Raw genomic sequence first — 25,679 nt, 5'->3', positions numbered from 1 at the left:
TCGGGGCGTTCGAAGGAGGTGCCCGCGATGTCGTCCTTGGTCATCAGCTCCACGATGTTCATCTGGCTGGTGTTGATCGCGATGGTGACCTGGTCGGGGCGGGGGTCGAGCTCGGCCAGCATGTGGCGGGCGTCGTCCTCGAGCCACTTGGCGTCCCCGCCCTCGCCCTCGGGGGCGAAGGAGATGGAGCCGCCGACCTGGAGGATCATCTCCGGCACGGCCTCGCGCAGCCGGCCGAGCAGTTCGTTGAACTTCGAGAGCCGCTTGGAGCCCTTGCCGTCCAGTTCACGGACGTGGATGTGCAGCACGGTGGCGCCGGCGTTCCAGCAGTCCACCGCCGTCTGGACGTGCTCGTCCATGGTCAGGGGCAGGTCCTCGCGGAAGTCGTCGAGTTCCCACTCCGGGCCGTAGGGGGCGGCGGTGATGACCACCGGCTCCTGGACCTCGGGGAACAGGGCGTCGTCGTGGAAGTGCATTGGTTTTCTCCTGTGGTGGTGTGACGGGGATGAGTGGTTCGGGTGGGTCGGGTGGAGGTGTTCGGTCAGAAGGTGGGTTCGCCGACGATGCCGGCGCGCTCCATCCGGCGTACGCCGGGGAAGTAGTCCTGGACGGCGTAGTGCTGGGTCGAGCGGTTGTCCCAGATCGCGAAGCTGTTCGGGGTCCAGCGCCAGCGCACCTGGAACTCCGGCACCCAGGCCTGGCGGACCAGGTAGCTCAGCAACTCGTTGCCGCCCGGGTTGTAGTCGAAGCCGAAGCGGACCCGGTCGGGGGTGTGGAAGTTGACGAGGTGGGTGGTGAACGCGTTGACGAACAGGATCTGCTCGCCGGTCTCGGGGTGCGTGCGCACCACCGGGTGCTCGGCGTCCGGGAACCTGTCCCGCAGCGCGTGGCGCTGCTCGATCGGCATCTGCGCACCGAAGCTCGCCTGGATGCTGTGGCTGGCGCGGAGGTCGGCGATCTGCTCCTTGATGTGCTCGGGCAGGCGCCGGTAGGCCTCGGCCATGTTCACCCAGATGGTGTCGCCTCCGACCGCCGGCCCCTCGACACAGCGCAGGACCGATCCGAGCGGCGGGGCTTCGCGCCAGGTGGCGTCGGTGTGGAAGGCGTTCTCGTAGTGTTCGGGGGCGCTGTCCAGGTCCTTGTAGATGCGGACCAGGCCGGGGTGGGCAGGATCGCTGCCGGCGACCGGGTGGTCCTCGAGTGCACCGAACCGCTCGGCCAGGGCGACGTGCTCGGCACGGGTGATGTCCTGGTCGCGGAAGAAGAGCACCTTGTGCTCGAGGAGGAGGGCGCGCAGTTCGGCGAAGAGGTCTTCGCTGCGGGCGGCCTCGGCGAGGCTGACATTGGACAGCTCGGCGCCGATGCTGGCGGTGAGCGGTCGGACCTCGATGGAACCGCGGTGGACCGTCGCCGGCCTCGTGTCGTTCCGGACGGGCTGCAGGGTGGTGGTCATGGTGGTCTCCCAGAGGGCGGGTTGGTGGTGGCGGCTGGTCAGTGCTCGAGGATGAAGACGGAGGAGCCGATGCTGCGGCCGGCTTCCAGGTCGCGGTGGGCCTGTACGGCGTCCTCCAGCGCGTAGCGCTGGTTGATCTCGACCTCGATCCGGCCGGAGGCGACGTGGTCGAAGAGTTCGCCGGCGAGCTCGGCCCGCTCGGCGGGGTCGGCGATGTAGTCGGCCAGCGCCGGACGGGTGACGTAGAGCGAGCCCTTCACGGCCAGCTCCATCGCGTTGATCGGCGGCACCTGGCCCGACGCCGTACCGAAGCAGACCAGCAGCCCGCGGCGGGCGAGGGAGTCGATGGAGCTCTGGTACGTCGTGGCGCCGATGCTGTCGTAGACGACCGGGACGCCCTTGCCGTCGGTGAGCTCGCGCACCCGGGTGGGGACGTCCTCGCGGGTGTAGACGATGGTGTGGTCGCAGCCGTGGGCCTTGGCGACCTCGGCCTTGGCGTCGCTCGAGACGGTGCCGATCACGGTGAGACCGAGGATCTTGGCCCACTGCGTGAAGAGCAGGCCCACCCCGCCGGCGGCGGCGTGCAGGAGCACGGTGTCGCCGGACTTCACGTCGGCGATCCGGCGAAGCAGGTACGCCGTGGTCAGGCCGCGCATGGTCATGGCGGCGGCGGTGTCGAACCCGATCGCGTCGGGAAGCTTGATCAGGTGCTCGGCGGGCATCACCCGCTCGGTGCTGTAGGCCCCCAGCGGGGAGCCGGTGTAGGTCACCCGGTCGCCGGGACGGACGCTGGTGACACCGGGGCCGACCTCCTCGACGACGCCGGCGGCCTCGACGCCCATGCCCGCGGGCAGCGGGGCGGGGTAGAGACCGGTACGGAAGTAGGTGTCGGCGAAGTTCAGCCCGACCGCGTGGTGGCGGATCCGGACCTCGCCGGCACCGGGCGTCCCGACCTCGAGGGACTCCCACCGCAGGACCTCGGGCCCACCGGTCTGGTAGAAACGAATGCCTTTTGCCATCGGGTTCGTCGGCTCCTTCTCCTCGCTGATGGCGATCGCTCTGGTGTCGTTCGCCGCTTCGTCTTACAAGGAAAACGGTAGATTTCGGACGCCCTCCGGGCTTTTCCGATCGTGACGATGTGCTTACCCTTTGGTGACAGCGGTGTGAGGGGGCTAACAGCCCGGCGGAGGTGGTGATGGGGCCCTATCTGCGGGTGGCTACCCTGGACGGATTTCTGACCGTGGCGCGTCAGGCCGGTCTCGACGGAGCCCGCCTGATGCGCGCACACCACTTGGACCCGGCCGACCTCGCCGTGCCGGACAGGTGGATCCGCGCCGTGTCGGCGGCCCGCCTGCTCGAGGCGGCGGCCGAGGAGTCCGACCAGGATGACTTCGGCCTTCGACTGGCCGAGCAGCGCAGGCTCTCCACGCTGGGGCCGTTGAGCGTGGTTCTCCGCGAGGAACCCGACCTACGCCGGGTGCTGATGTTGTTGACCCGCTACGAGCGGAGCTACAACGAGGCCCTGCACGTGCGGATGGAGGAGGGTCCGGACCTGACGGCGGTGCGGGTCTGGGTCGAGTTCGGGGAGCCGGTGCCGGCGCGGCAAGGGCTGTGCCTGGCCGTCGCGGCCCTGCACGGCATCATCGCCGAGTGCCTGCCCGCCGGCTGGGAGCCGTTGGCCGTCTGCTTCACTCGCGAGGCGCCCGCGGATCTGACCCTGTATCACCGGGCTTTCGGCCCGCGGCTGAGGTTCGGCCACGACTTCGACGGATTGCTGATCTACACCCGCGACCTCGGCACGGACAACGTGCTCGCCGACCCGCTGCTGCGGCCGTACGCCCGGCAATACCTCGAGTCGATCGTCTCTCCGCGGGCGACCACGTCGACCCAGCGGGTCCGGGAGGTGGTGGAGGTGCTGCTGCCCCTGGGCAAGTGCTCGGTTGATCGGGCGGCCCGGTCCTTGGGGGTGGACCGGCGCACTCTGCAGCGCCATCTGGCGCTCGAGGGGGAGTCGTTCAGCGGGATCGTTCATGACGCGAGGGCCGGGATGGCCGAACGCAACCTGGCCAATCCGGGCAGCTCGATGACCGAGGTCTCTCAGCTCCTGGGCTTCGCCTCGCCCAGTGCCTTCTCCCGGTGGTTCCACCAGCAGTTCGGCCTCAGCCCCTCCCAGTGGCGCGAGCGCGCGATGGTGCCGGCCGAGCCCGCGCTGGCCGGCACCGCGTCGTGATCTCCCGCGGTCAATGACGCGGACGCTCAGCCGAGCAGCTTCGCCTTCTGCGCCTCGAACTCGGCGTCGGTGAGGATGCCCTGATCGCGCAACTGCCCGAGCTTGGTGAGCTGGGTGATCATGTCGTCGGTCGTCGGACCGGCTGGTGCGGCAGGAGCGGGGGGCGGGGGCTCGTACGCCGGCTGCTGGTACTGCTGCGGGGGCGGCTGCTGGTACTGCTGGGATTCCTGCGCGGCCCAGCGGCCGGCCTGTCGTCGCGACACCCGGTTCGACACGGCGGTCGCGGTCCCGGCGACAACGGCGGTTCGCGCCATTCCACGGATCAGTCCCATCACGGACTCCCTTCTCAGGCCTCTGTCGATTCGAGTGCGTCGAGTGCCGCCGCCACATCCTCGGCGGGGATCCGGCCGCTGGCGATCACCTCGGCGCCGACGCTGCGCATCGCGGTCACGAACGGGCCGGCCCAGGTGTTCTCGTAGACGATGAGGGCGACCGCGCTGCCCGGTTCGACGAGCCCGGCGCTCTGCGCGATGTCCTCGTCGTCGAGCAGACCCGAGCGCACCCCGTCGAAGACGGCCAGGTCGAGCTCGCCGTCGCCGTCCAGGTCGGTGATCTCCATGGCAGTGACCCCGCCGTCCTCGGCCACCGTCGCGACCACCAGGTCCAGGATGCGGATGATCCCGCGCTCGGTCAGGTCCACGAGGGCCGCCAGGCCCTGTCCCTCCATCCGCGCCGCGGGTAGCTCCAGCGCCAGATAGTCGATCGGTCCTACGTCCTCGCTCACTGTGCCTCCTCGGTCGGTGACGCACCGGCTTGATCTCGCGCTCACCGTACTCGGCCGATCGGGCCGCCGCCCTCACCCCCGAAGGGGTGGAATCGCGGCCTCGACCACCCCACCCCGGGTGAGGCAGGACCACCCGGAACGGCTCCAGGATCGGAGGACGCCACGGCTGTTTCCGACGAGTGGAGATGACTCGATGCCCCACGACACGACCACCGCGGCCCCCTCGACGCCGCGCGACCAGCACGACCCCGTCGCCTCTCCGGCTGCCGAGGTGGCACTCGCGCTCGGAGTCGACACCTCGGCGGGCCTGACCGACGCCGAGGCGGCCTCGCGCCTGGCCTCGCAGGGGCCCAACCTGCTCGCCGGAACGGCCAAGGAGCCCGGGTGGCGGGCCTTCCTGCGCCAGTACGAGGACTTCATGCAGGTGGTCCTGCTGGTGGCGGCCGTCGTCAACCAGGTCGTCACGGGCGACACCGGGACCACGATCGTGCTGGCCGGGCTCACCGTCTTCAATGCGGTCATCGGGCTGCGCCAGGAGGCGAAGGCAGAGGAGAGCGTGAAGGCGCTCGCCCAGATGATGAAGACCATCGCCCGAGTACGACGGGGTGGGCAGTCGGTGCAGGTCGACGCCGCCGAACTCGTGCCCGGTGACATCGTGCTGGTCGAGGCGGGAGACCGGGTACCGGCGGACGGGCGGGTCTGCCTGGCCGCGACCCTCGAGATCGAGGAGGCGGCCCTCACCGGTGAGAGCCTGCCGGTGGGCAAGAGCACGAACCCGGTCCCGGGCGACGAGGTGCCGTTGGGGGACCGGGTCTGCATGGCCTACATGAACACCTCGGTCACCCGAGGCCGAGGTGAGCTGATCGTGACCGCGACCGGGATGGCGACCGAGATCGGCCACATCGCCGACATGCTCGCCTCCACCCGGTCCAGCAAGACCCCGCTGCAGCGCCAACTCGACTCCCTCTCGAAGGTCATCGCCTCGATCGCCGCGGTGGCGCTGTTGTTGGTGATCGTGTTCGGTCTGCTGCGCGGACAGTCCTTCGACACCCTGTTCATCACCGGCGTGGCCCTCGCCGTCGCCGCGATCCCGACCGGCCTCCCCGCCGTGGTCACGGCGCTGCTCTCGATGGGCACCAGGGAGATCGCGCAACGCAAGGCCATCGTCAAACGCCTGCCCGCCGTCGAGACCCTGGGGTCCACCTCGGCGATCTGCTCGGACAAGACCGGGACGCTGACGCTGAACAAGATGACCGCGCGCCAACTCGTCGTACCGGGCGGGCACCGGTACACCGTCAGCGGGGAGGGGTACGCCACGGCGGGCGAGATCGCTCACGTGGGTGGCCAGCGACACGACCTGGATCCCTACCTGCTGCCGATGGTGTTGTGCGCCGACGCCGTCCTGGACGGGGAGAATCTGATCGGGGATCCGACCGAGGGAGCGCTGATCGTCCTGGGCGCCAAGGGCGGGCTGGACATCGAACGGACCCGATCCGCCTTCCCGCGGGTCGCGGAGGTCCCGTTCGACTCGGATTACAAGTTCATGGCCACCTTCCACGAGGTCATCGGCGATGAGGGCCGTCCCGTGGTGCGTTGTTACGTCAAGGGGGCGCCCGACGTCCTGATCGCTCGAGCGAGCAGCATCCGCCGTCCCGACGGCACCTCGGTGCCGATCACCGACGAGAACCGGCACGTCGCCCTCGACGCCAACGACGCGATCGCCGAGGCCGGGGAGCGGGTGATGGTGGTGGCCCAGCGCGACCTCGAGCCGGACCAAGTGCGCTCGGCCGACGGTTCGGACACCCTGATCGACCTGGTGGAGGGGCTCACCCTGCTGGCCATGGTCGGGATCGTGGACCCCCCTCGACCGGAGGCGAAGGCCGCGATCGCCGAGTGCCGTACTGCCGGAATCCGCGTCCGGATGATCACCGGCGACCATGCCACCACCGCCGCGGCCATCGCCCGCGAACTCGGCATCGAGGGCCGGGCGGTCACGGGCAGCGAGTTCGCTGCGATGTCGGACCAGGAACTGCACGACCAGGTGGACGAGATCGGCGTGATCGCTCGGGTCGCTCCCGAGGACAAGGTGCGGCTGGTGCGCATCTTGAAGGAGAAGGACAACGTGGTCGCGATGACCGGTGACGGGGTCAACGACGCACCCGCGTTGAAGACCGCGGACATCGGGGTCGCGATGGGGATCACCGGCACCGAGGTCTCCAAGGAGGCCGCGGTGATGATCCTGACCGACGACAACTTCGCCACCATCGTCGGTGCGGTCGCCTACGGCCGGGCGCTCTACGACAACCTGCTCAAGTACCTGCGGTTCCAGATGTCCACGCTGGTCGCCTACATCGCCATCTTCATCGGCGCCGGGCTGATCGGGATCGCCGACGGCGCTCCGCTCGACCCTCTGCAGATCCTGTGGCTGAACATGGTGGTCGACATCCCACTCGCGATCGCCCTCGGCTTCGACGAGCCGGCCCGAGGGCTGATGTCCCGCAAACCCCGGCCGGTCGGCGCCGCGGTGCTGTCGAGGAACAACTGGATCCGGCTGTGTGTGCAGGGTGCGGTGATGACCGTCGGCTCGCTCGCGGCGTACCAGATCGGGGAGGACCAGGGCAGCGCCGTGCTCGCCGCGACCATGCTGCTCACCACCCTGTCGGTCTTCCACCTCTTCGCGGCGCTGCTGTGCCGGGACCAGGTGAACACCGTCTTCGATCGCGACTCGTTCCCGGCACTGGGCCAGCTGCGCCGATACGGCGTCGCGCTGCTGGCCATCATCGCGGTCACCTCGTTGGACATCCTCCAACGGATCTTCGGCACCACCGCCCTCACCCTCGAGCAGTGGTGTGTCTGTATCGCGATCGCGCTGTCCCTGGTGGTGGTCGAGGAGCTGGTCAAGTGGGGTCTGCGCCGAAGCACGAAGGAGGTGGCAGTGGGATGACCACGGTTCCGTCCTATGACGCCGAGCAACTGGCCGGGCTGCTCGGGATGCTCCCGGACATCGACTCGGTGGAGCTCAAGGTGTCGGTGCCCGACGCGGATCATCGCCGGGTGGCGGACGCGATGGGGATCGACGTACTCACCGCGCAGATCCGACAGGTCGCCTTCTTCGACACCGCTGATCTGCGGCTCTCGGAGTCCGGGCTGGTGATCCGGGCTCGTCGCGTCCAGGGCAAGGACGGCGATGTCACGGTCAAGCTCCGGCCGATGCTGCCCGCCGAGGTGCCGGTGCGGCTACGCGGCCTGGAGGGATTCAAGGTGGAGGTCGATGCGTCCCCCGCGGGGTTCACGTGTTCCTGCTCGTTGACCGAGGACAAGTCCGACCACAAGGTGAAGGCCCTGATGGGGGACGCCGCAGGGCTGACCCGCCTGCTCAGCGAGCAGCAGCGCGACGTCCTCGAGGAGCGACTGCCGGCCGGGGTCGGGGTGGAGGACCTCCGGGTGCTCGGTCCGCTGACCCTGCTCAAGGCGAGCTTCGCCCCCCAGGAGCTCAGCCGCAAGATGGTGGCCGAACTCTGGTTCCTCCCCGATGGGCGACGCATCCTCGAACTCTCCACCAAGGCGGCTCCGTCGGCCGCCTTCCAGGCCGCGGCGGAGAGCAAGGTCTTCCTGGCGGCGCGCGGCATCGACCTCGGGGCACCTCAGGAGACCAAGACGCGGGCCGCGCTCGCCGCGCTCGCCGAGCAGAACGCCGAGCAGAACGGAGAGAAGCCGTGAGTCGCGGCGCCCCTCGGCGGTCAGGATGCGAGGCGTCGGGACGGTGAGCGAGGAGCACACCAAGGACCCGCTCGGGCTGATCCGCGGCGGTGAGGGGACGATCACCGGCACCGTCGTATGCGGTGCGGTGATCGCCTACGGCAGTGACTACGCCGAGTCGGTGGGGTGGTTCGCGGTGGCGATCATCGGGACCGTCGTCGTCTACTGGCTGGCCCACCTGCACGCGATCACTCTGGGCAGTGCGCTCACCCATCGGCACCATCCGTTCGTGGCCCTGCGCCACGGCATCCGCGAGTCCTGGCCCATCCTCGGAGCGTCCGCGGTGCCGCTGGCGGTCCTTGTGGTGGCGACCCTGCTGGGTGCCGACCTGCGGGGTGCCGCCTGGGCTGCGATGGGCGTGACGGTCGCCCTGCTGGTCGGTTACAGCTATCTGGCCGGCGTACGCAGCGGGCTCGACCTGCCCGGCCGGCTGGCCTGTGCGGCGGCCGGTGCCGGACTGGGGCTACTGGTGGTGCTGCTCAAGGTCGGGCTCCACTGAGGGTGCTCCGGGTGCTCGGGTGGGGAGCAGACGGGTCAGGAAGATGGCCAGCGTCGCGAGGAGGCCCAGCACGGCCAGGCTCACCCGGAGCCCGGCGAGACGCGCGTCCGCGTTGTCGGCGACCACCGCGTCGGCCTCGTCGGCGGTGAGGTCGGTCTGCGCCAGCGCCGATTCGAGGTCGTCGTCGGAGACGAACGGGACGCCGCCGGCGAGTTCGAGTGCCGCCCGATCGGCCACCGAGTCGGGGATGGCCTCGTCGCCCTCGACGTTGAGGAAGAAGGTGGCACTCAGCGCCCCGACCAGCACGGAGCCGGCCAGCGCCGTGCCCAGGGAGGCACCGAGGTTGCTGGCGGTGTTCTGGAGTCCGCCCACCTCACCGGTGCGCTCATCGGGTACGGCGGAGACGGTGACCGCACCCAGTTGCGAGGCGAGCGCCCCGACGCCGAGCCCGGCCAGCAGGAGCGGGACGGTGACGATCTCGGGCCCTGCGCCCGCTTCGAGGGCGCCGATCAGCGACACGATGCCGGCGAGGAGCGCGGCCAGGGCCAAGGTCACCACCCGGCGCGGCGACGCATCCGGCCACCGCCGCGGGATGCCGACCGCCGCCAGCAGCAGGGTGATCGACAGCGGCAGGAGTCTCACCCCGGTCTCCATCGCGCTGAGCCCGAGCGCGACCGACAGGTAGAGCGGGATGGTGAAGAAGAGGCCGGCCTGCAGCAGGAACTGGAAGAAGAACATCGTCAGCCCGCCGGTGAGCTGCGCGTTGCGCAGGAGCGGCAGGTCGATGAGCGGCTCCCGACCCTGGGAGACGACGTGGCCCTCCCAGGCCATGAAGCCCCGCAGCACCACCAGTCCGGCCAGCAGGAGCCACAGCGTCGGGGAGAGGCCGAGGAGGTCGGCGCCGCCGGGCTTGGGACGCACCCACCCCCAGGTGCCCGAGCGCAGGACGCCGTACACCGCCAGCCCCAGGCCCAGCGCGGACAGGACGACCCCGATGCGGTCGATCCGCGACCGGTTGGTGACCGCCGCGTCCTCGATCCGCCGTGTCATGAGGAGGATGACGACGACCACCGCGACCTCGCCGAGGAAGACCAACCGCCAGGTCAGGTACGTCGTCATCGCGCCGCCGATCAGCGGCCCGGCGGCCACCGCGATCGCGCCCGCGGACGCGATCAGTCCGTAGGTGCGTGCGCGAGCCGACGGCGCGAAGTTGGACGCCACCAGGGCCACGATCGCGGGCATGATCAGCGCGGCGCCGAGGCCCTCCAGGACCGACCAGCCGATCATCAGGACCAGCAGGTTGGGGGAGAGCGCGGTGGTCAGCGAGCCCACCCCGTAGATCACGCAGCCGATCGAGAACGCACGGCGATGCCCGATCATCGTGCCGATCTTGCCGCCGGTGATCATCATGGTGGCCATCACGAGGGTGTAGAACGTGATCGCCGTCTGCACCCCCGTCACGGTCGTCCCGACGTCCTTGGCGACCTGGGCGATCGAGACGTTCATGACCGAGGTGTCCAGGGTCATCAGGAACTGGCCGGACGCCAGGGTGAGCAGGACCGCCCCCGAGGCCGCGACCGTCACCGAACCGGCAGCCGGATCCTTCTGCATGGGGTCCTCCCGTCGACACGTGCAACCGCGCCGTGCGCTGGCCCGATCGTGCCCGACCCGATGGTGGGCCCACATCCCCCGCGGTGGGGTGGTCCTGCCCGGGCCGGAGCTGGAAGAGGGGCTGGCCCGGATCCCACGGCACCCACCTACGCCGGCAGCGCCGACCGGTGGACCGCGCTCAGGAGGTCGCCGCCTCGCCGGGCGGCCGGACGAAGGCGCTGATCAGGGGGCCGAGTTCATCGGCCCGGGTGACCAGACCCAGGTGGCCGTCGGGGAAGACGTGCAGCTCGGACCGGGGGAGCAGGCTGTGCATCATCCGGGCGTTGACCAACGGGATGATCGGGTCGTCGTCGCCGGCCAGGATCAGCGTCGGCTGGCGGAGCAGGGGGAGGAACGGCAGGCTGGCCCAGCCCGCTCCGGCCAGGAGCTGGAGCAGGTAGCCGCGGCGGGAGGTGACCGGCGCGTGGCCGTGCAGGACGGTGCGGACCAGGTCCGGCTCCTCACGCAGCCGACCGCCGTAGATCGAGCCGGCGATCCGGGCGGCGTACTCCGGGTCGCGGTAGCGCTGCGGGGTGACCATCCGGCTGAGCACCTTCGGGTGACCGGGCACCATCATCCAGCCGGTGGCGGTGCTGACCAGCACCAGGCGTCGGCAGCGGTGGGGGTTCTGGAAGGCGAACTGCTGGGCCAGGCCCCCGCCCCAGGAGATGCCGAGGACGTCGACCTCGTCGTACCCGAGCTCGTCCAGCAGGTGCCCGAGCAGCCAGGCCAGGGTCGCGAAGTTGTACGGCCAGCGGGGCGGTGTCGAGCCACCGATGCCGGGTACGTCGAAACGCACCACCGGGACGGCCGGGTCCACCGCGTCCACGACCGGCTGGAGAAGGTCCATGCTGGCCCCGATGCCGTTGCACAGCACCAGCGGGATCCCGTCGCCGGGGCGGACGGCGACCCGGATCCGGTGATCCCGGATCCGCACCTCCCGGATGACCTCGACCGGGCGAGACCGGGTCATGAGGGGAGCACCCCTCGCCACCGGTCTGGTCGGTTCGGGCACCGGGCCATCGCAAAACTCCTCAAGACAACCGACGTCAGCTCGGAGTAGCTTGGAGACCTCGTCCGCGCCGGGCGAGGTAGTGACATCCGGAGGATAGGACACCCATCGCCTGCTGTCGCCCCGAAGCCGGTCCGCCGTGCGTCCTCCGACAGCCGACACGCGAGATCCACGGGTCCGCAGACCCTGCCCCACCCTCCCTCGTCACGACCGGAGACGCGTGAACACCTGACCGAGGGAGACACCATGGCGAACCGGACCACCGCTCTGCACGCGGCCGCCCTTCGGGGGACGCTCCGATGAGCGCGGAGCCGATCGAGACCGCCGGTCCACTCGACCAGCTGCTGACCCAGTCCACGGCGGGCATGGTCCGGCGGCTGCTCCCGGCGGGCCCGGCGGTGAAGTTCCTGGGTGCGGCCAGCCGGCGCCCGGAGCGGGTGGCGACCCGCGTGGGCGGACTGGTCGCGGAGCTGGCCCGGATCGGGATCGGCGTCTCCACGGTGGCACCGGCCCGCAAGGACCGTCGGTTCGCGGATCCCGCGTGGACCGAGAACCCGCTGCTACGGCGGGTCGTCCAGTCCTACCTCGCCGCCAGTGTGACCGCCGAGGGTCTGGTCCAGGACGTGCCGATGAGCTGGTCGGACTCGGAACGGATGGGTTTCGCCGTCTCCAACCTGGTCGAGGCGGCCTCCCCGAGCAACAACCCGCTGCTGAGTCCGGTGGCGTGGAAGGCGGCCATCGACACCGGCGGCGCCAACCTGATCAAGGGACCCCGCAACCTGCTGCGCGATCTGGCCAGCGCGCCGCGGGTGCCGTCGATGGTCGACCCGGATGCCTACCAGGTCGGTGCGGATCTGGCGATCACCCCCGGTGCCGTCGTACTGCGGACGCCGATCTTCGAACTGATCCAGTACAAGCCGCAGACCGAGACGGTTCGAGCGGCCCCCCTGCTGGTCATCCCGCCGACGATCAACAAGTACTACATCCTCGACCTCGCCCCGGGTCGCAGCCTGATCGAGTACCTCGTCCAGCAGGGGCAGCAGGTGTTCGTGATGTCCTGGCGCAACCCCGACTCCCGGCACAGCAAGTGGGGGTTCGACGCCTACGCCGAGGGCATCATCGAGAGCTTCAGGGCGGTCGACCGGATCACCGGCGCCGGTGCCGTGCACGTGATGGCCGCCTGCTCGGGGGGACTGCTGGCCGCCCTCACCACCGCGGAGCGGGCGACGGTGGGCAAGATCGACCGGCTGGCCAGCCTCAGCCTGCTCGTGACCATGATCGATCAGAGTCGGTCCGGCGTCACCACCGCGATGGTGGATGAGAGCGTTGCGGCGAACGCCGTCGCCCGTTCGCGGCTGAAGGGCTACTTGGACGGGCGCAGCCTGGCCGAGGTCTTCGCCTGGCTCAGGCCCAGTGACCTGATCTGGAACTACTGGGTCAACAACTATCTCCAGGGCAAGAATCCGCCCAAGTTCGACATCCTCTTCTGGAACGCCGACACGACGCGGATGCCCGCCAAGCTCCACCGCGACTTCGTGGACGCCGCCCTGAACAACAAGCTCGCCCAACCGGGGGCGATCACCCTGCTCGGCACCGAGGTCGATCTGAGCCGGATCACCGTCGACTCCTACGTCGTCGCCGGCTCGGCGGACCACATCTGCCCCTGGACCAACTGCTATCGCAGCGGCCAGTTGCTCGGCGGCAAGGTCCGGTTCGTGCTGTCGACCAACGGGCACATCGCCGCCCTGGTCAACCCGCCGGGCAACCCCAAGTCGAGCTATCAGGTGATGGACGACAACACCCTGGATCCGGTCGAGTGGCAGGAGGCCGCCCAGCGGGAGCAGGGCTCCTGGTGGCCCGACTACTCGCAGTGGCTGGAGGCCCGGTCCGGTGACCAGGTGCCCGCCCCCGAGGAGTTGGGCAGCGTCGACTTCCGGCCGCTGGAGGAGGCGCCGGGAAGCTACGTCCGGGATCGCTAGGTGTGAGGCCCAGGAGCGCCGATCGATGTCGGCCGTTCGCTCGGAATCGATCGGTGTTCCTGCCAGGACGTGATCGCCGGTGGCGCCCCGGGGGAGTGCCGCTAGGAGGTCGGGATCTCGTGACGGTACGGCGGGTCCGCGCCCGGCCGTGAGACCGTCACGGCAGCGATGCTCCCGGCGCGGCCCAGGATCCTCCACCAGTCCTCGTCCCCCAGCGAGTGCAACCGCTCCCGGGCCCTCGGCCCGACGGCTCCACGCGCCCAGAGTTCGTCGAGGAGCCCGGCGCCGAAGCTGTCGCCGGCGCCGATCGTGTCCACGGTCCTCACCCCGGCGGTGGCGGGGACCGAGACCGTGCCTCTCCGGCTGACCACGAACGCGCCGCGTCCGCCCCGGGTGACCACGACGGCGGCCGGCCCGCCCGCGAGCAGGTGCGCGGCCGCGGCCGGCAGGGCACGGTCGGGGTAGAGAACCTCGAGGTCCTCATCGGAGGCCTTGACCACGTCGCTGAGCGCGACGACCTGCTCGACCCGGTCGGTCAACGCCGGGCCGGCGCCCGTGATCGCCGGGCGGGCGTTGATGTCGTAGCTGACCAGCGCGTCCTGCCTCAGCCGACCGAGAAGATCGAGGACCTGCCGGTCACCGGGCGGGTAGACCGCTGCGATGGAGCAGGCGTGGACCAGCACGGGGGCCACATCGGCGGGGATGCGGAGCTCGCCCAACCGCCACTCGATGTCGAAGTCGTACCTCGCGGCGCCGTCCTCGCCGATCGTGGCGGTGGCCAGGGAGGTGCGGGCGATCGCCGCGGGGTCGGTCGCCGGCCGGACGTCGTCGCGGCGCAGATGCTCGGCGAGGACCCGCCCGTGCCGATCCTCGGCATAGCTGGTCGCCAACCAGGTCGGCCGGCCGAGTCGGGCGAGTGCGACGGCGACGTTGGCGGCACTGCCGCCGGGGTAGGTGCTGATCGACCCGTTGCGTTCCTGGACCACATCGACCAGCGATTCGCCCACGACCAGGGCGACGGGACTCCTTCCATGCCGGGGAGGCATCCTCAGTCCTCCTCGCGGACGGTGCGGACCAGCGGCCCGCGATCCCGCAGCGCCCGGGCGAAGGACGGTGCGGTCGGCAGCTCGGGCAGGAGCACGGCCTGGTAGGCGTGGTAGACGTCCGGCTTGCCGGACCAGACCCGGGCACTGGGCCGGTTGGCCGGGTCGAGCTCGTGCCACCACGAGCCGTGCGCACGGTCCACCAGGTGCCGGTCGGCATAGCTCCACCAGCGCTCGGCGAGCGCGTCATAGCGTCGGTCACCGGTGGTGCGGCCGAGCACCAGGGCGGTGTTGAGGGCCTCGGCGAGGACCCAGTGCATCCGGGCACGGACGACGGGGGAGCCGTCCCAATCGGTGGTGTAGATGAAGCCGTCCGCGCCGTCGGCCCGCCAGCCGTCGCTGACCGCACGATCGGTGAGGGCCACCGCGGCCTCGAGGAGCCCGGCGGGTGCCCGGCCGCCGAGGGTGGCCTCGACCGCCACCAGGAGACGCGCCCACTCCAGACCATGTCCCACGGTGGCGCCGTAGGGACGGAACCTGTCACCGGGAAGGTCGCGGTTGTGCTCGAGCAGAGGTCTCCAGGAGGCGTCGAAGTGTTCGGGGATCCGCCAGTGGTTCGCGCGGGCCCAGCCGAGGACGCGGGCGGCGATCCGGGCCGCCCGCCGATGCCAGAGGTCCTCCCCGAGTACGTCGCCCACGGCCAGGAGGGCCTCGACGGCGTGCATGTTGGCATTCAGGCCGCGGTAGTCGTCCGGCTCCCTCCAGGAGCGGTCCCAGGCATCGACGACCAGGCCCGCCTCCTCGTCCCAGAAGCGGTCCTCGAAGACGGCGAGCGCCTCCTCCAGGAGTGTGTCCGCATCGGGGATCCGGGCCGCCACGGCGGAGCCGGCGGCGAGGCAGACGAAGGCGTGACCGTAGGCCTGCTTGGTGGGCTCTGCCGGACCGCCGCTGGTCGCGGCGGCGAACCAGCCGCCGTACTCGGGGTCGGCGAAGCTCGTGCGTAGCGCTCGGACGCCGTGCCCGGCCAGGTCACGCAGCGCCGGGTGGTCCGGGCCACCGGGGGCCGGCTCCTCGCCGGCCAGGACGCCGAGACTGAACACGTGGGTCATCCGGCAGGTGATCCACAGCTGCGCCGGCACGGACGGATCGACGGTGCCGCGATCGTCCAACCAGCCGAACCCGGCCGGGTGCCGGGAACCCTGGGCGAACCGGAGCAGTCCACGGCGCTGGGCCGCGCAGTAGGCACGGTCACCGGGACGGGTCATCTGCGTGCTCCTGGTGGGAGTGGACGGGTGAGGACGCCGCGAGGGTCATCACGCGGACCAGGGGACGATGCCGGTCGGGAACTCATCCGCGTCGAAGACCCGCGTCATCCGCTTGCGCACCGAGAGTACGAGACTGCGGTCGAGCACGCTGACCACCGGGAGCTGGCGCTCGATGGTCGCTTCGAGCTGCTCGACGTCGCCGAGGTCGCGCAGCCACACGTTGATCAGCAGGTTGGCCGGGCCGGCCACCGAGAGCACCGCCCGCACCGGACGCAGGGTGCGCAGCTTGGTGCCGACATCGGCCAGGTGGGCGGCGGGGACCTTGACGAAGTACCACGCGGCGACCGGCCAGCCGGAGGCCCAGCGGGGCATGTCGGTGCGCAGCTGAAGCGGTGCCACCGCCAACGTGGCCGCGAGTCGTTCGCGGGCCTTGCGCAGGGGGACGTCCAGCGCCGTGGCCACCTCCTGGGTCGTCACGCGTCCGTCCAGGCTGAGCAGGCGGCCGATCTCCGGGTCCACTTCGGTGAGCGGACGCCGGGGGTGGGTCGCGGCGTTGCGGGCCGCGGTCTCGAGGGCCTCGGCCTCGGCAGCGTCGAGCGCGCGCAGGCGCCACTGGGTCGCGACCGCGATCGAGCGGAAGGCCGGCTGGGCCCGGATCGCCCGGACGCCGGCGAGGCGGTTGACCCGTTCGACGACGTACCGGCCGAAGCCGTCCATCGAGGTGCTGGACACGGTGAGCACCAGATCCCGGCCGCCGGAGGTGACGTCGACCGAGACGCACTGCGGGTCGGCCACGACGCTGGCGATGACCTCCTCGAGGGCGCCGCCGGCGCACTCGACCTCCACGATGCCGCCCCGGGAGGTGGACGACCACGGCTGCTGAACGGTCACCCAGGCGAGCCCCTGCTCCTGGAGCCGCTTCCAGCGTCGGGTCAGGGTGACGGGGTCGGCGCCGAGGATCGGGCCCAGCTTCGACCAGGGTGCTCTGGGCCACACCTGCAGTGCGTCGATCAGCCGCCGGTCGGACTCGCTCAAGACACTTTCCTGCACAGCAGGAGCATAGACGCGAAGAAAACTGCGAAGAAGTGCTGATGAAATGGAATCTCGCGAATCTAGTGGTGTCATTTCCGTCACGTCGCATGTGACGTACCCCCCGAATTCGTGCCGGCAGCGGCACCCGACGCATCTGGAGAGCCTCGATGCAGACCACTTCGCCCGAAAGGGATAGCGGCGGCAACGCACGTCTCGGCGCCGTCGCCGCCTTCGTCGGCTTCCTCTTCGCCATGGAGGTCGCCAGCGGCATGCTCCAGGGCTGGTTCACGCCGATCGTGGCGCTGATCGGTGAGAAGTACGCCGTCGGCTCGGCGGACCTCAACTGGGTCTCCACCAGCTTCCTGCTCTCCACCGCCGTCCTGGTGCCGCTGATCTCCCGGATGGGTGACCGGTACGGCCACAAGCGGATGCTGACCATCACCGCCGGTGTGGTCGCGATCGGCAGCCTCGTGGTCGCCTTCGCTCCGTCGTATGGCGTGTTCCTGGCCGGCCGGGTCATCTGCGGTGCCCTGGTGGCCTTCCTGCCGCTGGAGTTCGCGATCGTCCGGGAGCGGGCGGGCGAGCAGTCCGGCAAGGCGATCGGCCTGCTGGTGGGCGGGCTGACCGCCGGCGTCAGCGCCGGTGCCGTCCTCTCCGGCCTGCTGGCCGCGCACATGAGCCTCACCGCCCTGCTCCTCTTCCCGGCGGTCTGCATGGCGATCGCCTTCGTGGTCGTGCTCGTCCTGGTGCCGGAGACCTCGGCACGCACCCAGGCGTCGGTCGACTGGGTCGGTGCCGCCCTGGTCGGTGCCGGTCTCGCCCTGGCGCTGTACGGCATCAGCATCGGAAACACCGCCGGCTGGACCTCCGGCCGAGTGCTCGGCTGCATCATCGGCGGCCTGGTCCTGCTCGCGGTCTGGGTGGCCGTGGAGCAGCGTATCGAGCACCCGCTGATCGAGCTGTCCGCGCTCCAGGGCCGCGGCGGCATCGGGCTGCCGATCCTCATCGCCGCGGTGTTCGGCGCCCAGCTCTTCGGCGGCCAGACCCCGCTGGCCCTCTTCGCCTCGACCCCGAAGGAGCTCGGCTTCGGTCTGGGTCTGTCGGCGAGCTCGACCGGCCTGCTGATCTTCGTCGTCGGCTTCTGCGCCTTCCTCGGCACCGTGGCAGGGCCGCGCCTGGCCGAGCGTCTGGGCGAGGTGCCCGCGATCGTCATCGGCGCAGTCGTCGCGGCCGCCGGGTCCTTCCTGATGGTCGTCTCTCACGGCAGCCTCGGGATCTTCCTGCCGTGGCTGATCCTCAACGGGTTCGGCAACGGCATCATCATCGCGGCGCTGCCGAACATGGTCGTCCGTCGCGCCCCCGCCGACTCCGTCGGCATCGCCTCCGGCCTGTACAACACCTCCCGCACCGTCGCCGGCGCGATCGCGGGCGCCGCGTTCACCGCCGTGATGTCCGGGTTCGTGATGAACGCCGGCGCCGGCGTGCAGATCACCGGTGAGGGGGGCTACGAGGTCGTCTGGGTCTGCTGTGGTGTCCTCAGCGTCCTGGTCGCCCTGCTGAGCCTGCTGGTCCGCTCGCCGAAGACCCAGAAGTCCGCGGACGAGAGCACCACTGCTCCCCTTGTCGCCGAGGTCTGAGCAGACCGAGCACGCCCCCCATCCCTCGAACCAGGAACCGGAGTCATGACCCAGATCGTCGAGAAGCCCGAGACCACCCACGACGTCTACGCCGCGATCCAGCGGACCCTCGAGGAGTGGCGGGAGCGCCTGGTCGCGGCCAGCCACGACATCCACGACCACCCCGAGCTCGCCTTCGAGGAGCACCGGTCGGCGGGCATCGTGGCCGACCTGCTCACCGAGGCCGGCTTCCGCACCGAGGTCGGCGTCTATGACCAGCCGACCGCGATCGAGGCGGTCTACGGCAGCGGCTCGCTCACCGTCGCCGTGTGCGCCGAGTACGACGCGCTGCCGGGCGTCGGTCACGCCTGCGGGCACAACATCATCGCGACCGCGGGCGTCGGTACGGCGATCGCGCTGGCCGCGCTGGCCGACGAGCTCGACCTCACCGTCAAGCTGCTCGGCACTCCCGCCGAGGAGGTCGGCGGCGGCAAGGCGCTGATGCTCGAGGCCGGTGCCTGGGAGGACGCCACCGTCTCGGTGATGGTCCACCCCGGACCGAGCTTCACCATGAGGACGCGTGGGGCCGCCGGGCAGGGACGTGACCGCTTCCGGGTCACCTTCAACGGCCTGGCCTCCCACGCCGCGGCCGCCCCGCAGGTCGGCATCAACGCCGGCAACGCGGCGACGATCCTGCACGTCGCCCTGGGCCTGCTGCGTCAGCACGTGCCGGACGGCGTCCGGCTCGGCGCGGTCACCCTGTCCGGCGGTGACGTCTCGAACATCATCCCGGCCCAGGCGGTGCTGGAGGGCGAGGTCCGTTCCTCCGACGCGGAGGTCCAGCGCGACCTGAAGACGAAGTTCCTGGCCTGCGTGGAGGGTGCGGCGATCGCCACCGGCTGCACCTACGACGTGACGCCGGTGGACCCGGTCTACCAGCCGATCGTGCAGCACGAGTTCCTCGCCGACGCCTACGACGAGGCGATGGAGCGGCTCGGCCGCACCGTCGTCGAGCGGCCGGCGAACGCCGGCGGCGGTTCGACCGACATGGGCAACGTCAGCCAGGTGGTGCCCACGATCCACCCGATGATCGCCGTGCTGGGCTCCCAGGGCATGCCGCACACCGCCGAGTTCGCCTCCGAGACCGACTCGGCTGGCGCCGACGAGGCGATCGTGGCGGGCGCGTACGGCCTGGCCTGCGCCGTGGCCGACCTCGCCTCCGACCCGATCGCCCGCGACGAGGTGCTCGAGGCACAGCGCCGGCGTCCCGCCGGGGCGACCCGGGTGCCCGCGTTCCCGAGCGCGGACCAGGGCGCGAAGGCCTGAGAGTGCTTGACCCGGCCCGGGTGCCCCGCTTAGGGTTCGCCCGGGCCGGTCAGCGATTAGCTGGACCCGATCGACCGCTCAACAACTGAAGATCGCGCTCATCGACGTGCGGCGGGAGAGACCCCGGCTGCTGCCGGGGCGCCGAAGGAGCAACTCTCCCCGAGAAACTCTCAGGCCCCCATGACCGTTGCACCGAGGCGCACTCTGGAAAGTCGATCCATGCGATCGCGCCGACGGTGAAAGCCGCCCACGGGCGGCGAAGCTCTCAGGCCCCATGACAGAGCGGGGAGGCAACCCATCTCGTCGTGCCGAGCACCGGCACCGGACCCAGGGGGCCTCCGCCCATGACCGACACTCCCGTCTCCCGTCGCTCCATCCCGCAGCCACTCGGATTCTCCGACCGGCACATCGGCCTCGACGCCGACAGCCGTGCGAAGGTGCTCGCCGAACTCGGCCACGAGTCGCTGGACGCGCTCATCGACGCCGCCGTCCCCTCGGGGATCCGGACCCCCACCGGCCTGCGCCTGCCCGAGCCGCTGACCGAGGCCGAGGCCGCCGCCGAGCTGCAGGCCCTGGCGGGCCGCAACGTCGTCTCGACCCCGATGATCGGGCTCGGCTACCACCCGACCATCACCCCCGCCGTGATCCGCCGCAACATCTTGGAGTCCCCGGCCTGGTACACGGCGTACACGCCCTACCAGCCGGAGATCAGCCAGGGCCGGCTCGAGGCCCTGCTCAACTACCAGACCGTGGTCGCCGACCTCACCGGTCTGCCGCTGGCCAACGCCTCCCTGCTCGACGAGGGCACCGCGGTGGCCGAGGCCGTCATGGTGATGCGCCGCGCGGTCAAGGGATCCGCGGCGCGCGTCCTGGTCGACGCCGACACGCTCCCGCAGACCCTCGAGGTGCTGCGCACCCGCGCCGAGGCCACCGGCATCGAGGTGGTCACCGTCGACCTCGACCAGCCCCTGCCCGAAGGCGACTTCTTCGGCCTGGTGCTCTCCTACCCGGGCTGCTCCGGTGCCGTGCGCGACCTGGCCCCGCTGGTGGCCGCCGCCCACGAGCACGGCGCCCAGGTCACCGTGGCCGCGGACCTGCTCGGTCTCACCGTGTTGGTGCCGCCGGGCGAGGTCGGCGCGGACGTCGTCGTCGGCTCCAGCCAGCGCTTCGGCGTGCCGCTCTTCTTCGGCGGCCCGCACGCCGGCTTCATGGCCGTGCGCAAGGGCCTCGAGCGCCACCTGCCGGGCCGCCTGGTCGGCGTCTCGATCGACTCCGCGGGCCGCCCCGCCCTTCGCCTCGCGCTCCAGACCCGCGAGCAGCACATCCGCCGCGACAAGGCGACCTCGAACATCTGCACCGCTCAGGTGCTGCTCGCCGTCGTCGCCTCGATGTACGCCGTCTACCACGGCCCGGACGGGCTGACGGGGATCGCCGAGCAGGTGCACCGCCGCACCACCGAGATCGCCGCCGGCCTGCGCGCCGCGGACGTCGAGGTCGTGCACGAGAACTTCTTCGACACCCTGCTGGTGCGTGTGCCGGGCGGTGCCGACGAGGTGCTCGCCGCTGCTCACGCGCAGGGCCTCCGCCTGCGTCGGGTGGACGCCGACCACGTCGGTCTGTCCTGCTCCGAGACGACGACCCCTGAGCACGTCGCCCAGGTGCTCGCGGCGTTCGGTGTCGAGGCTGCTGCGCCGGTCGACGGCGAGAGCGCGATCCCGGCCGAGCTGCGTCGTACCTCCTCCTTCCTGACCCACCCGGTCTTCCACCAGCACCGCTCCGAGACCGCCATGCTGCGCTACCTGCGTCGTCTCTCCGACGTCGACTTCGCCCTGGACCGCGGCATGATCCCGCTCGGTTCATGCACCATGAAGCTCAACGCGACCACCGAGATGGAACCGATCTCGCTGCCCGGCTTCGCCGACCTGCACCCGTTCGCCCCGGCCGAGGACACCGAGGGGTACGCCGAGCTGGTGTCCCAGCTCGAGGGCTGGCTGGCTGAGGCGACCGGGTACGCCGCCGTCTCGATCCAGCCGAACGCCGGCTCGCAGGGCGAGCTGGCCGGCCTGCTCGCGATCCGGGCCTACCACCGCAGCCGCGGCGAGGAGCGCCGCGACGTCTGCCTGATCCCGGCGAGCGCGCACGGCACCAACGCGGCCTCCGCGGTGCTCGCCGGCATGCGGGTCGTGGTGGTGGCCTCCCGGCCCGACGGCACCGTCGACCTCGACGACCTCGCGGCCACCTGTGAGAAGCACCGCGAGGACCTCGCCGCGATCATGGTCACCTACCCCTCGACCCACGGGGTCTACGAGGAGGGCATCACCCGGCTGTGCGAGCTGGTTCACGAGCACGGCGGCCAGGTCTACGTCGACGGCGCCAACCTCAACGCCCTGCTCGGCGTGGCCAAGCCCGGTGAGTTCGGCGGCGACGTCTCCCACCTGAACCTGCACAAGACCTTCTGCATCCCGCACGGCGGCGGTGGCCCCGGCGTCGGACCGGTCGCGGTGGCCGCGCACCTGGCCCCCTTCCTGCCCACGCACGGACAGCACCCCGACCCGGAGCGCCGGGCCGGTGTCGGACCGGTCAGCGCCGCGCCGTACGGCTCCGCCGGGATCCTGCCGATCCCGTGGGCCTACATCCGGATGATGGGCGGCGAGGGGCTGACCGAGGCCACCGCGGTGGCCGTGCTGAGCGCCAACTACATCGCGCACCGGCTGGCGCCGTACTTCCCGGTGCTCTACACCGGTGCCAACGGGCTGGTGGCGCACGAGTGCATCCTCGACCTGCGGGAGCTGACCGCCGCGGCCGGCGTGAGCGTCGACGACGTGGCCAAGCGCCTGGTCGACCACGGCTTCCACGCTCCGACGATGAGCTTCCCGGTCGCCGGGACGCTGATGGTCGAGCCGACCGAGAGCGAGGACCTCGCCGAGCTCGACCGCTTCTGCGAGGCCATGATCGCCATCCGCGCCGAGATCGACGAGGTCGCCGAGGGGCGCTGGCCGGTCGAGGCGAGCCCGCTGCGCCGAGCCCCGCACACCGCCGCCGATCTCGCCGGCGACTGGGACCGGCCCTACTCGCGCGAGCAGGGTGTCTTCCCGTCCGGCGTGAGCGCGCACAAGTACTGGCCCCCCGTGGGCCGCATCGAGCAGGCTCATGGTGACCGCAACCTGATCTGCTCCTGCCCCGCCCCCGAAGCCTTCGAGAACTGAGGAACCACCCATGAAGCCCACCCCCCTGCACGACGTCCACACCGCTCTGGGCGCTCACCTGACCGAGTTCGCCGGCTGGGCGATGCCGGTCCGGTACGGCTCGGAGACCGCCGAGCACAACGCCGTCCGCACCGCCGCCGGGCTCTTCGACCTCTCCCACATGGGCGAGATCGAGGTGACCGGTCCCGAGGCCGGCCGCGCCCTGGACCGCGCCCTCGTCGGGCGCCCCTCGGCCATCGGCGTGGGCCGGGCCCGGTACTCCATGATCTGTGCCGAGGACGGCGGCATCATCGACGACCTGGTCATCTACCGGCTCGCCGAGGAGCACTACCTCGTCGTCGCCAACGCCTCCAACGTCGACGTCGTCCACCCCGCCCTGGTCGAGCGGGCCAGCGGCTTCGACGCCGCGGTCCGTGACTGCTCCGAGGAGTGGGCCCTGATCGCAGTCCAGGGCCCGAACTCGCCCGCGATCATCGCCGCCCTGACCGACCTCGACGTCCCGTCGCTGAAGTACTACGCCATCGACGCCGGTTCCCTGGCCGGCATCGAGGTGCGGCTGGCCCGCACCGGTTACACCGGCGAGGACGGGTTCGAGATCTACTGCCGTCCGGCCGACGCGGCGGACGTCTGGGCCGCCCTGAGCAAGGCGGGGGAGGAGCACGGCCTCATCCCAGCCGGGCTCGCCTGCCGCGACACCCTCCGGCTGGAGGCCGGCATGCCGCTGTACGGCAACGAGCTGAGCCGCGACATCACGCCGTTCGAGGCGGGTCTGGGCCGCGTGGTCGCGCTGGACAAGCCGGAGGGCTTCGTCGGTGACGCCGCCCTGGCCGCGCGCAAGGAGGAGGGGCCGCGCAGCGAGCTGGTGGGTCTGATCCCCGAGGGTCGCCGCTCCCCGCGCGCCGGCTACCCGGTGCTCGACCCGGCGACCGGCGCCGAGATCGGCGTGGTCACCAGCGGCTCGCCATCCCCCACCCTGGGGCACCCCGTGGCCATCGCCCACGTGCGCCCGGACCTGCGCACTCCCGGCACCCGCCTGCAGATCTCCGTGCGGGGCACCGTCGTGGACGCCGAGGTCGTGCCGCTCCCGTTCTACACCCGGGCTCGCTGAGCCACCGCTCGCCCGAGTAGCCCTTCCTTCTCAGACCCAGGAGACCCCACATGAGCATCCCCGCAGACCTGTCCTACACCAGCGAGCACGAGTGGCTGCGCCGCGAGGGCGAGACCGCCGTCGTCGGCATCACGGCCTACGCCGCCGACGCCCTCGGTGACGTCGTCTACGTCGACCTCCCCGAGGTCGGCGCCCAGATCACCGCCGGCGAGGCCTGCGGGGAGCTGGAGTCGACCAAGTCGGTCAGCGACCTGTTCGCCCCCGCCGACGGTGAGGTCGTCAAGGTCAACGACAAGCTCGGCGACGACGCCGGCCTGGTCAACTCCGACCCGTACGGCGAGGGCTGGCTCTTCGTCGTCAAGGTCAGCGGCGAGCCCGACACCCTCGACGCGGCCGGCTACGCCGAGCTGATCGGGGAGTGAGCGCGATGCTCGACCAGAACCTCGAGAGCTTCGACCCGGACGTCTACGCGGCGGTCCGCTCGGAGCTGGAGCGCCAGCAGTCCACCCTGGAGATGATCGCGTCGGAGAACTTCGCTCCGGTCGCGGTGATGGAGGCCCAGGGCTCGGTCCTGACCAACAAGTACGCCGAGGGCTACCCCGGTCGTCGCTACTACGGCGGCTGCGAGAACGTCGATGTGATCGAGAGCCTGGCGATCGAGCGGATCACCGCGCTCTTCGGTGCCGAGGCCGCCAACGTGCAGCCGCACTCGGGTGCGCAGGCCAACGCGGCGGCGATGTTCGCCCTGATCCAGCCCGGCGACACCATCCTCGGCCTGGACCTGGCCCACGGCGGTCACCTCACCCACGGCATGCGGCTGAACTACTCCGGCAAGCTCTACAACGTGGTGGCCTACCACGTCGACGAGCAGGACTTCCGGGTCGACATGGCCGAGGTGGAGCGGCTCGCGCTCGAGCACCGCCCGGCGATGATCGTGGCCGGCTGGTCGGCGTACCCGCGGACCCTGGACTTCGCCGAGTTCCGCCGGATCGCCGACCTGGTCGGTGCCTACCTGATGGTCGACATGGCGCACTTCGCCGGTCTGGTCGCCGCCGGGCTGCACCCCAACCCGGTGCCGCACGCGGACGTGGTGACCACCACGACCCACAAGACCCTGGGCGGTCCCCGCGGCGGCGTGATCCTCAGCCGCAAGGAGCTGGCCAAGAAGATCAACTCGGCGGTCTTCCCGGGCCAGCAGGGCGGTCCGCTGGAGCACGTGATCGCCGCGAAGGCGGTGGCGTTCAAGGCCGCCGCCAGCGACGAGTTCCGGGACCGGCAGGAGCGCACCCTCGAGGGCGCCCGCATCCTGGCCGAGCGCCTCTCCGCGTCCGACCTCGAGAAGGCCGGCGTCTCGGTGCTCACCGGCGGGACCGATGTCCACCTGGTCCTGGTCGACCTGCGAAACTCCGAGCTCGACGGCCAGCAGGCCGAGGACCGGCTGCACTCGATCGGCATCACCGTCAACCGCAACGCGGTGCCGTTCGACCCGCGCCCGCCGATGGTCTCCTCCGGCCTCCGGATCGGTACGCCGGCGCTGGCGACCCGCGGCTTCGACGCGGCCGCCTTCGCCGAGGTCGCCGACATCATCGCCGCCGCGCTGGCCGGCCCGCTGCACGACGACGACGCCGCCGTGCTCCGCGACCGGGTCGCCAAGCTGGCCGCGTCCTTCCCGCTCTACCCGGGGCAGTGAGATGACCTCGCCCTCGGGTTCCGGGTC

General features: G+C 71.0%; 21 protein-coding genes and 2 riboswitches. Of the genes, 11 read left to right on the top strand and 10 right to left on the bottom strand.

The genetic code is table 11. From position 1 onward, the window contains the following. From G515_RS0104330 to G515_RS0104320, 3 genes are all read right to left on the bottom strand, one after another. A partial coding sequence (locus tag G515_RS0104330; protein WP_028658563.1) for a 3-keto-5-aminohexanoate cleavage protein occupies positions 1-476 on the bottom strand: 476 nt, incomplete at its 3' end. 65 nt (positions 477-541) lie between these two features. Continuing rightward, positions 542-1,453: a TauD/TfdA dioxygenase family protein gene (locus G515_RS0104325; RefSeq protein ID WP_036553905.1), complete on the bottom strand. Its 912-nt coding sequence runs from the start codon at positions 1,451-1,453 to the stop codon at positions 542-544. A gap of 38 nt (positions 1,454-1,491) precedes the next feature. Further along, positions 1,492-2,472: a quinone oxidoreductase family protein gene (locus G515_RS0104320; protein ID WP_028659159.1), complete on the bottom strand. Its 981-nt coding sequence runs from the start codon at positions 2,470-2,472 to the stop codon at positions 1,492-1,494. A gap of 176 nt (positions 2,473-2,648) precedes the next feature. Between G515_RS0104320 and G515_RS19475 the strand changes: the two genes are divergently transcribed. After that, positions 2,649-3,683 (top strand): AraC family transcriptional regulator, encoded by a 1,035-nt coding sequence (locus tag G515_RS19475; protein ID WP_036553902.1) that lies wholly within the window; start codon positions 2,649-2,651, stop codon positions 3,681-3,683. Positions 3,684-3,709: 26 nt separating this feature from the next. Here G515_RS19475 and G515_RS0104310 read toward each other — a convergent pair whose 3' ends face one another. Then, entirely contained in the window at positions 3,710-4,015 is a 306-nt protein-coding gene (locus G515_RS0104310) for an SHOCT domain-containing protein (protein WP_245565194.1), read from the bottom strand. A gap of 14 nt (positions 4,016-4,029) precedes the next feature. After that, positions 4,030-4,467 carry a DUF6325 family protein gene (locus tag G515_RS0104305; RefSeq protein WP_028659157.1) on the bottom strand — a complete coding sequence of 146 codons (438 nt, stop codon included), beginning with the start codon at positions 4,465-4,467 and terminating at the stop codon, positions 4,030-4,032. Between the two features lie 193 nt (positions 4,468-4,660). On the opposite strand from G515_RS0104305, the gene G515_RS19470 reads away from it, so the two are divergent. From G515_RS19470 to G515_RS22475, 3 genes are read left to right on the top strand one after another with little or no spacing between them, the layout of a single operon-like run. Then, entirely contained in the window at positions 4,661-7,411 is a 2,751-nt protein-coding gene (locus tag G515_RS19470; protein ID WP_051217847.1) for a cation-translocating P-type ATPase, read from the top strand. Beyond that, positions 7,408-8,187, top strand: a complete 780-nt coding sequence (locus G515_RS19465) for a hypothetical protein (RefSeq protein WP_051217846.1) — start codon at positions 7,408-7,410, stop codon at positions 8,185-8,187. The genes G515_RS19470 and G515_RS19465 overlap by 4 nt, the downstream gene beginning before the upstream one ends. A 43-nt stretch (positions 8,188-8,230) precedes the next feature. Next, complete coding sequence (locus G515_RS22475; protein ID WP_051217845.1) at positions 8,231-8,725, top strand: hypothetical protein; 495 nt, start codon at positions 8,231-8,233, stop codon at positions 8,723-8,725. Here G515_RS22475 and G515_RS19455 read toward each other — a convergent pair. Continuing rightward, positions 8,690-10,336, bottom strand: a complete 1,647-nt coding sequence (locus G515_RS19455; protein WP_051217844.1) for an MFS transporter — start codon at positions 10,334-10,336, stop codon at positions 8,690-8,692. The genes G515_RS22475 and G515_RS19455 overlap by 36 nt on opposite strands. Before the next feature lie 178 nt (positions 10,337-10,514). Continuing rightward, positions 10,515-11,348 (bottom strand): poly(3-hydroxyalkanoate) depolymerase, encoded by an 834-nt coding sequence (phaZ, locus tag G515_RS0104280; protein ID WP_036553897.1) that lies wholly within the window; start codon positions 11,346-11,348, stop codon positions 10,515-10,517. A gap of 338 nt (positions 11,349-11,686) precedes the next feature. Here phaZ and G515_RS0104275 point away from each other — a divergent pair, with 338 nt between their 5' ends. Next, positions 11,687-13,366 (top strand): PHA/PHB synthase family protein, encoded by a 1,680-nt coding sequence (locus G515_RS0104275; RefSeq protein WP_028659155.1) that lies wholly within the window; start codon positions 11,687-11,689, stop codon positions 13,364-13,366. Between the two features lie 101 nt (positions 13,367-13,467). Here G515_RS0104275 and G515_RS0104270 read toward each other — a convergent pair whose 3' ends face one another. Genes G515_RS0104270 through G515_RS19445 form a run of 3 tightly spaced genes read right to left on the bottom strand, consistent with a single transcriptional unit; the run spans position 13,468 to position 16,709 of the window. Continuing rightward, positions 13,468-14,412 (bottom strand): PfkB family carbohydrate kinase, encoded by a 945-nt coding sequence (locus G515_RS0104270; RefSeq protein WP_028659154.1) that lies wholly within the window; start codon positions 14,410-14,412, stop codon positions 13,468-13,470. A gap of 2 nt (positions 14,413-14,414) precedes the next feature. Further along, positions 14,415-15,674, bottom strand: a complete 1,260-nt coding sequence (locus G515_RS19450) for an AGE family epimerase/isomerase (RefSeq protein WP_036553892.1) — start codon at positions 15,672-15,674, stop codon at positions 14,415-14,417. Between the two features lie 48 nt (positions 15,675-15,722). Beyond that, entirely contained in the window at positions 15,723-16,709 is a 987-nt protein-coding gene (locus G515_RS19445; RefSeq protein ID WP_051217843.1) for an Lrp/AsnC family transcriptional regulator, read from the bottom strand. Between the two features lie 164 nt (positions 16,710-16,873). Here G515_RS19445 and G515_RS0104255 point away from each other — a divergent pair, with 164 nt between their 5' ends. The 6 genes from G515_RS0104255 to glyA all read left to right on the top strand — a co-directional run bounded on the left by G515_RS0104255 (position 16,874) and on the right by glyA (position 25,652). Continuing rightward, the gene (locus tag G515_RS0104255) at positions 16,874-18,343 is read left to right on the top strand and encodes an MFS transporter (protein ID WP_028659153.1); all 1,470 of its coding nucleotides are present in this window, start codon (positions 16,874-16,876) and stop codon (positions 18,341-18,343) included. Positions 18,344-18,388: 45 nt separating this feature from the next. Beyond that, positions 18,389-19,648: a M20 family metallopeptidase gene (locus tag G515_RS0104250; protein ID WP_028659152.1), complete on the top strand. Its 1,260-nt coding sequence runs from the start codon at positions 18,389-18,391 to the stop codon at positions 19,646-19,648. A gap of 102 nt (positions 19,649-19,750) precedes the next feature. Continuing rightward, positions 19,751-19,845, top strand: a riboswitch (glycine riboswitch). 1 nt (position 19,846) lies between these two features. Beyond that, positions 19,847-19,939: riboswitch (glycine riboswitch) on the top strand. Positions 19,940-19,992: 53 nt separating this feature from the next. Then, positions 19,993-22,854, top strand: a complete 2,862-nt coding sequence (gene gcvP, locus G515_RS0104245) for an aminomethyl-transferring glycine dehydrogenase (protein WP_028659151.1) — start codon at positions 19,993-19,995, stop codon at positions 22,852-22,854. 10 nt (positions 22,855-22,864) lie between these two features. Next, the gene (gene gcvT, locus G515_RS0104240) at positions 22,865-23,962 is read left to right on the top strand and encodes a glycine cleavage system aminomethyltransferase GcvT (protein WP_028659150.1); all 1,098 of its coding nucleotides are present in this window, start codon (positions 22,865-22,867) and stop codon (positions 23,960-23,962) included. Between the two features lie 50 nt (positions 23,963-24,012). Further along, positions 24,013-24,384: a glycine cleavage system protein GcvH gene (gcvH, locus tag G515_RS0104235; RefSeq protein ID WP_028659149.1), complete on the top strand. Its 372-nt coding sequence runs from the start codon at positions 24,013-24,015 to the stop codon at positions 24,382-24,384. 5 nt (positions 24,385-24,389) lie between these two features. Then, positions 24,390-25,652, top strand: a complete 1,263-nt coding sequence (gene glyA, locus G515_RS0104230; protein WP_036554237.1) for a serine hydroxymethyltransferase — start codon at positions 24,390-24,392, stop codon at positions 25,650-25,652. The last annotated feature ends 27 nt before the right edge of the window (positions 25,653-25,679 follow it).

The organism is Nocardioides insulae DSM 17944 (genome assembly GCF_000422825.1).
Lineage (GTDB): Bacteria > Actinomycetota > Actinomycetes > Propionibacteriales > Nocardioidaceae > Nocardioides > Nocardioides insulae.
The sequence above is the reverse complement of the archived record's forward strand: the minus strand, read 5'-3'. Positions and strand labels throughout refer to the sequence as shown.

What these genes read in the sequence shown, in the direction of transcription:
- glyA (WP_036554237.1), top strand. Translation starts at nt 24,390, where the DNA reads ATGCTCGACCAGAACCTCGAGAGCTTCGACCCGGACGTCTACGCGGCG.
- phaZ (WP_036553897.1), bottom strand. Translation starts at nt 11,348, where the DNA reads ATGACCCGGTCTCGCCCGGTCGAGGTCATCCGGGAGGTGCGGATCCGG.
- G515_RS19450 (WP_036553892.1), bottom strand. Translation starts at nt 15,674, where the DNA reads ATGACCCGTCCCGGTGACCGTGCCTACTGCGCGGCCCAGCGCCGTGGA.
- G515_RS0104255 (WP_028659153.1), top strand. Translation starts at nt 16,874, where the DNA reads ATGCAGACCACTTCGCCCGAAAGGGATAGCGGCGGCAACGCACGTCTC.
- G515_RS19465 (WP_051217846.1), top strand. Translation starts at nt 7,408, where the DNA reads ATGACCACGGTTCCGTCCTATGACGCCGAGCAACTGGCCGGGCTGCTC.
- G515_RS19475 (WP_036553902.1), top strand. Translation starts at nt 2,649, where the DNA reads ATGGGGCCCTATCTGCGGGTGGCTACCCTGGACGGATTTCTGACCGTG.
- G515_RS0104310 (WP_245565194.1), bottom strand. Translation starts at nt 4,015, where the DNA reads ATGGGACTGATCCGTGGAATGGCGCGAACCGCCGTTGTCGCCGGGACC.
- gcvP (WP_028659151.1), top strand. Translation starts at nt 19,993, where the DNA reads ATGACCGACACTCCCGTCTCCCGTCGCTCCATCCCGCAGCCACTCGGA.
- G515_RS0104270 (WP_028659154.1), bottom strand. Translation starts at nt 14,412, where the DNA reads ATGCCTCCCCGGCATGGAAGGAGTCCCGTCGCCCTGGTCGTGGGCGAA.
- G515_RS19470 (WP_051217847.1), top strand. Translation starts at nt 4,661, where the DNA reads ATGCCCCACGACACGACCACCGCGGCCCCCTCGACGCCGCGCGACCAG.
- gcvH (WP_028659149.1), top strand. Translation starts at nt 24,013, where the DNA reads ATGAGCATCCCCGCAGACCTGTCCTACACCAGCGAGCACGAGTGGCTG.
- G515_RS0104320 (WP_028659159.1), bottom strand. Translation starts at nt 2,472, where the DNA reads ATGGCAAAAGGCATTCGTTTCTACCAGACCGGTGGGCCCGAGGTCCTG.
- G515_RS0104275 (WP_028659155.1), top strand. Translation starts at nt 11,687, where the DNA reads ATGAGCGCGGAGCCGATCGAGACCGCCGGTCCACTCGACCAGCTGCTG.
- gcvT (WP_028659150.1), top strand. Translation starts at nt 22,865, where the DNA reads ATGAAGCCCACCCCCCTGCACGACGTCCACACCGCTCTGGGCGCTCAC.
- G515_RS0104325 (WP_036553905.1), bottom strand. Translation starts at nt 1,453, where the DNA reads ATGACCACCACCCTGCAGCCCGTCCGGAACGACACGAGGCCGGCGACG.
- G515_RS0104250 (WP_028659152.1), top strand. Translation starts at nt 18,389, where the DNA reads ATGACCCAGATCGTCGAGAAGCCCGAGACCACCCACGACGTCTACGCC.
- G515_RS19455 (WP_051217844.1), bottom strand. Translation starts at nt 10,336, where the DNA reads ATGCAGAAGGATCCGGCTGCCGGTTCGGTGACGGTCGCGGCCTCGGGG.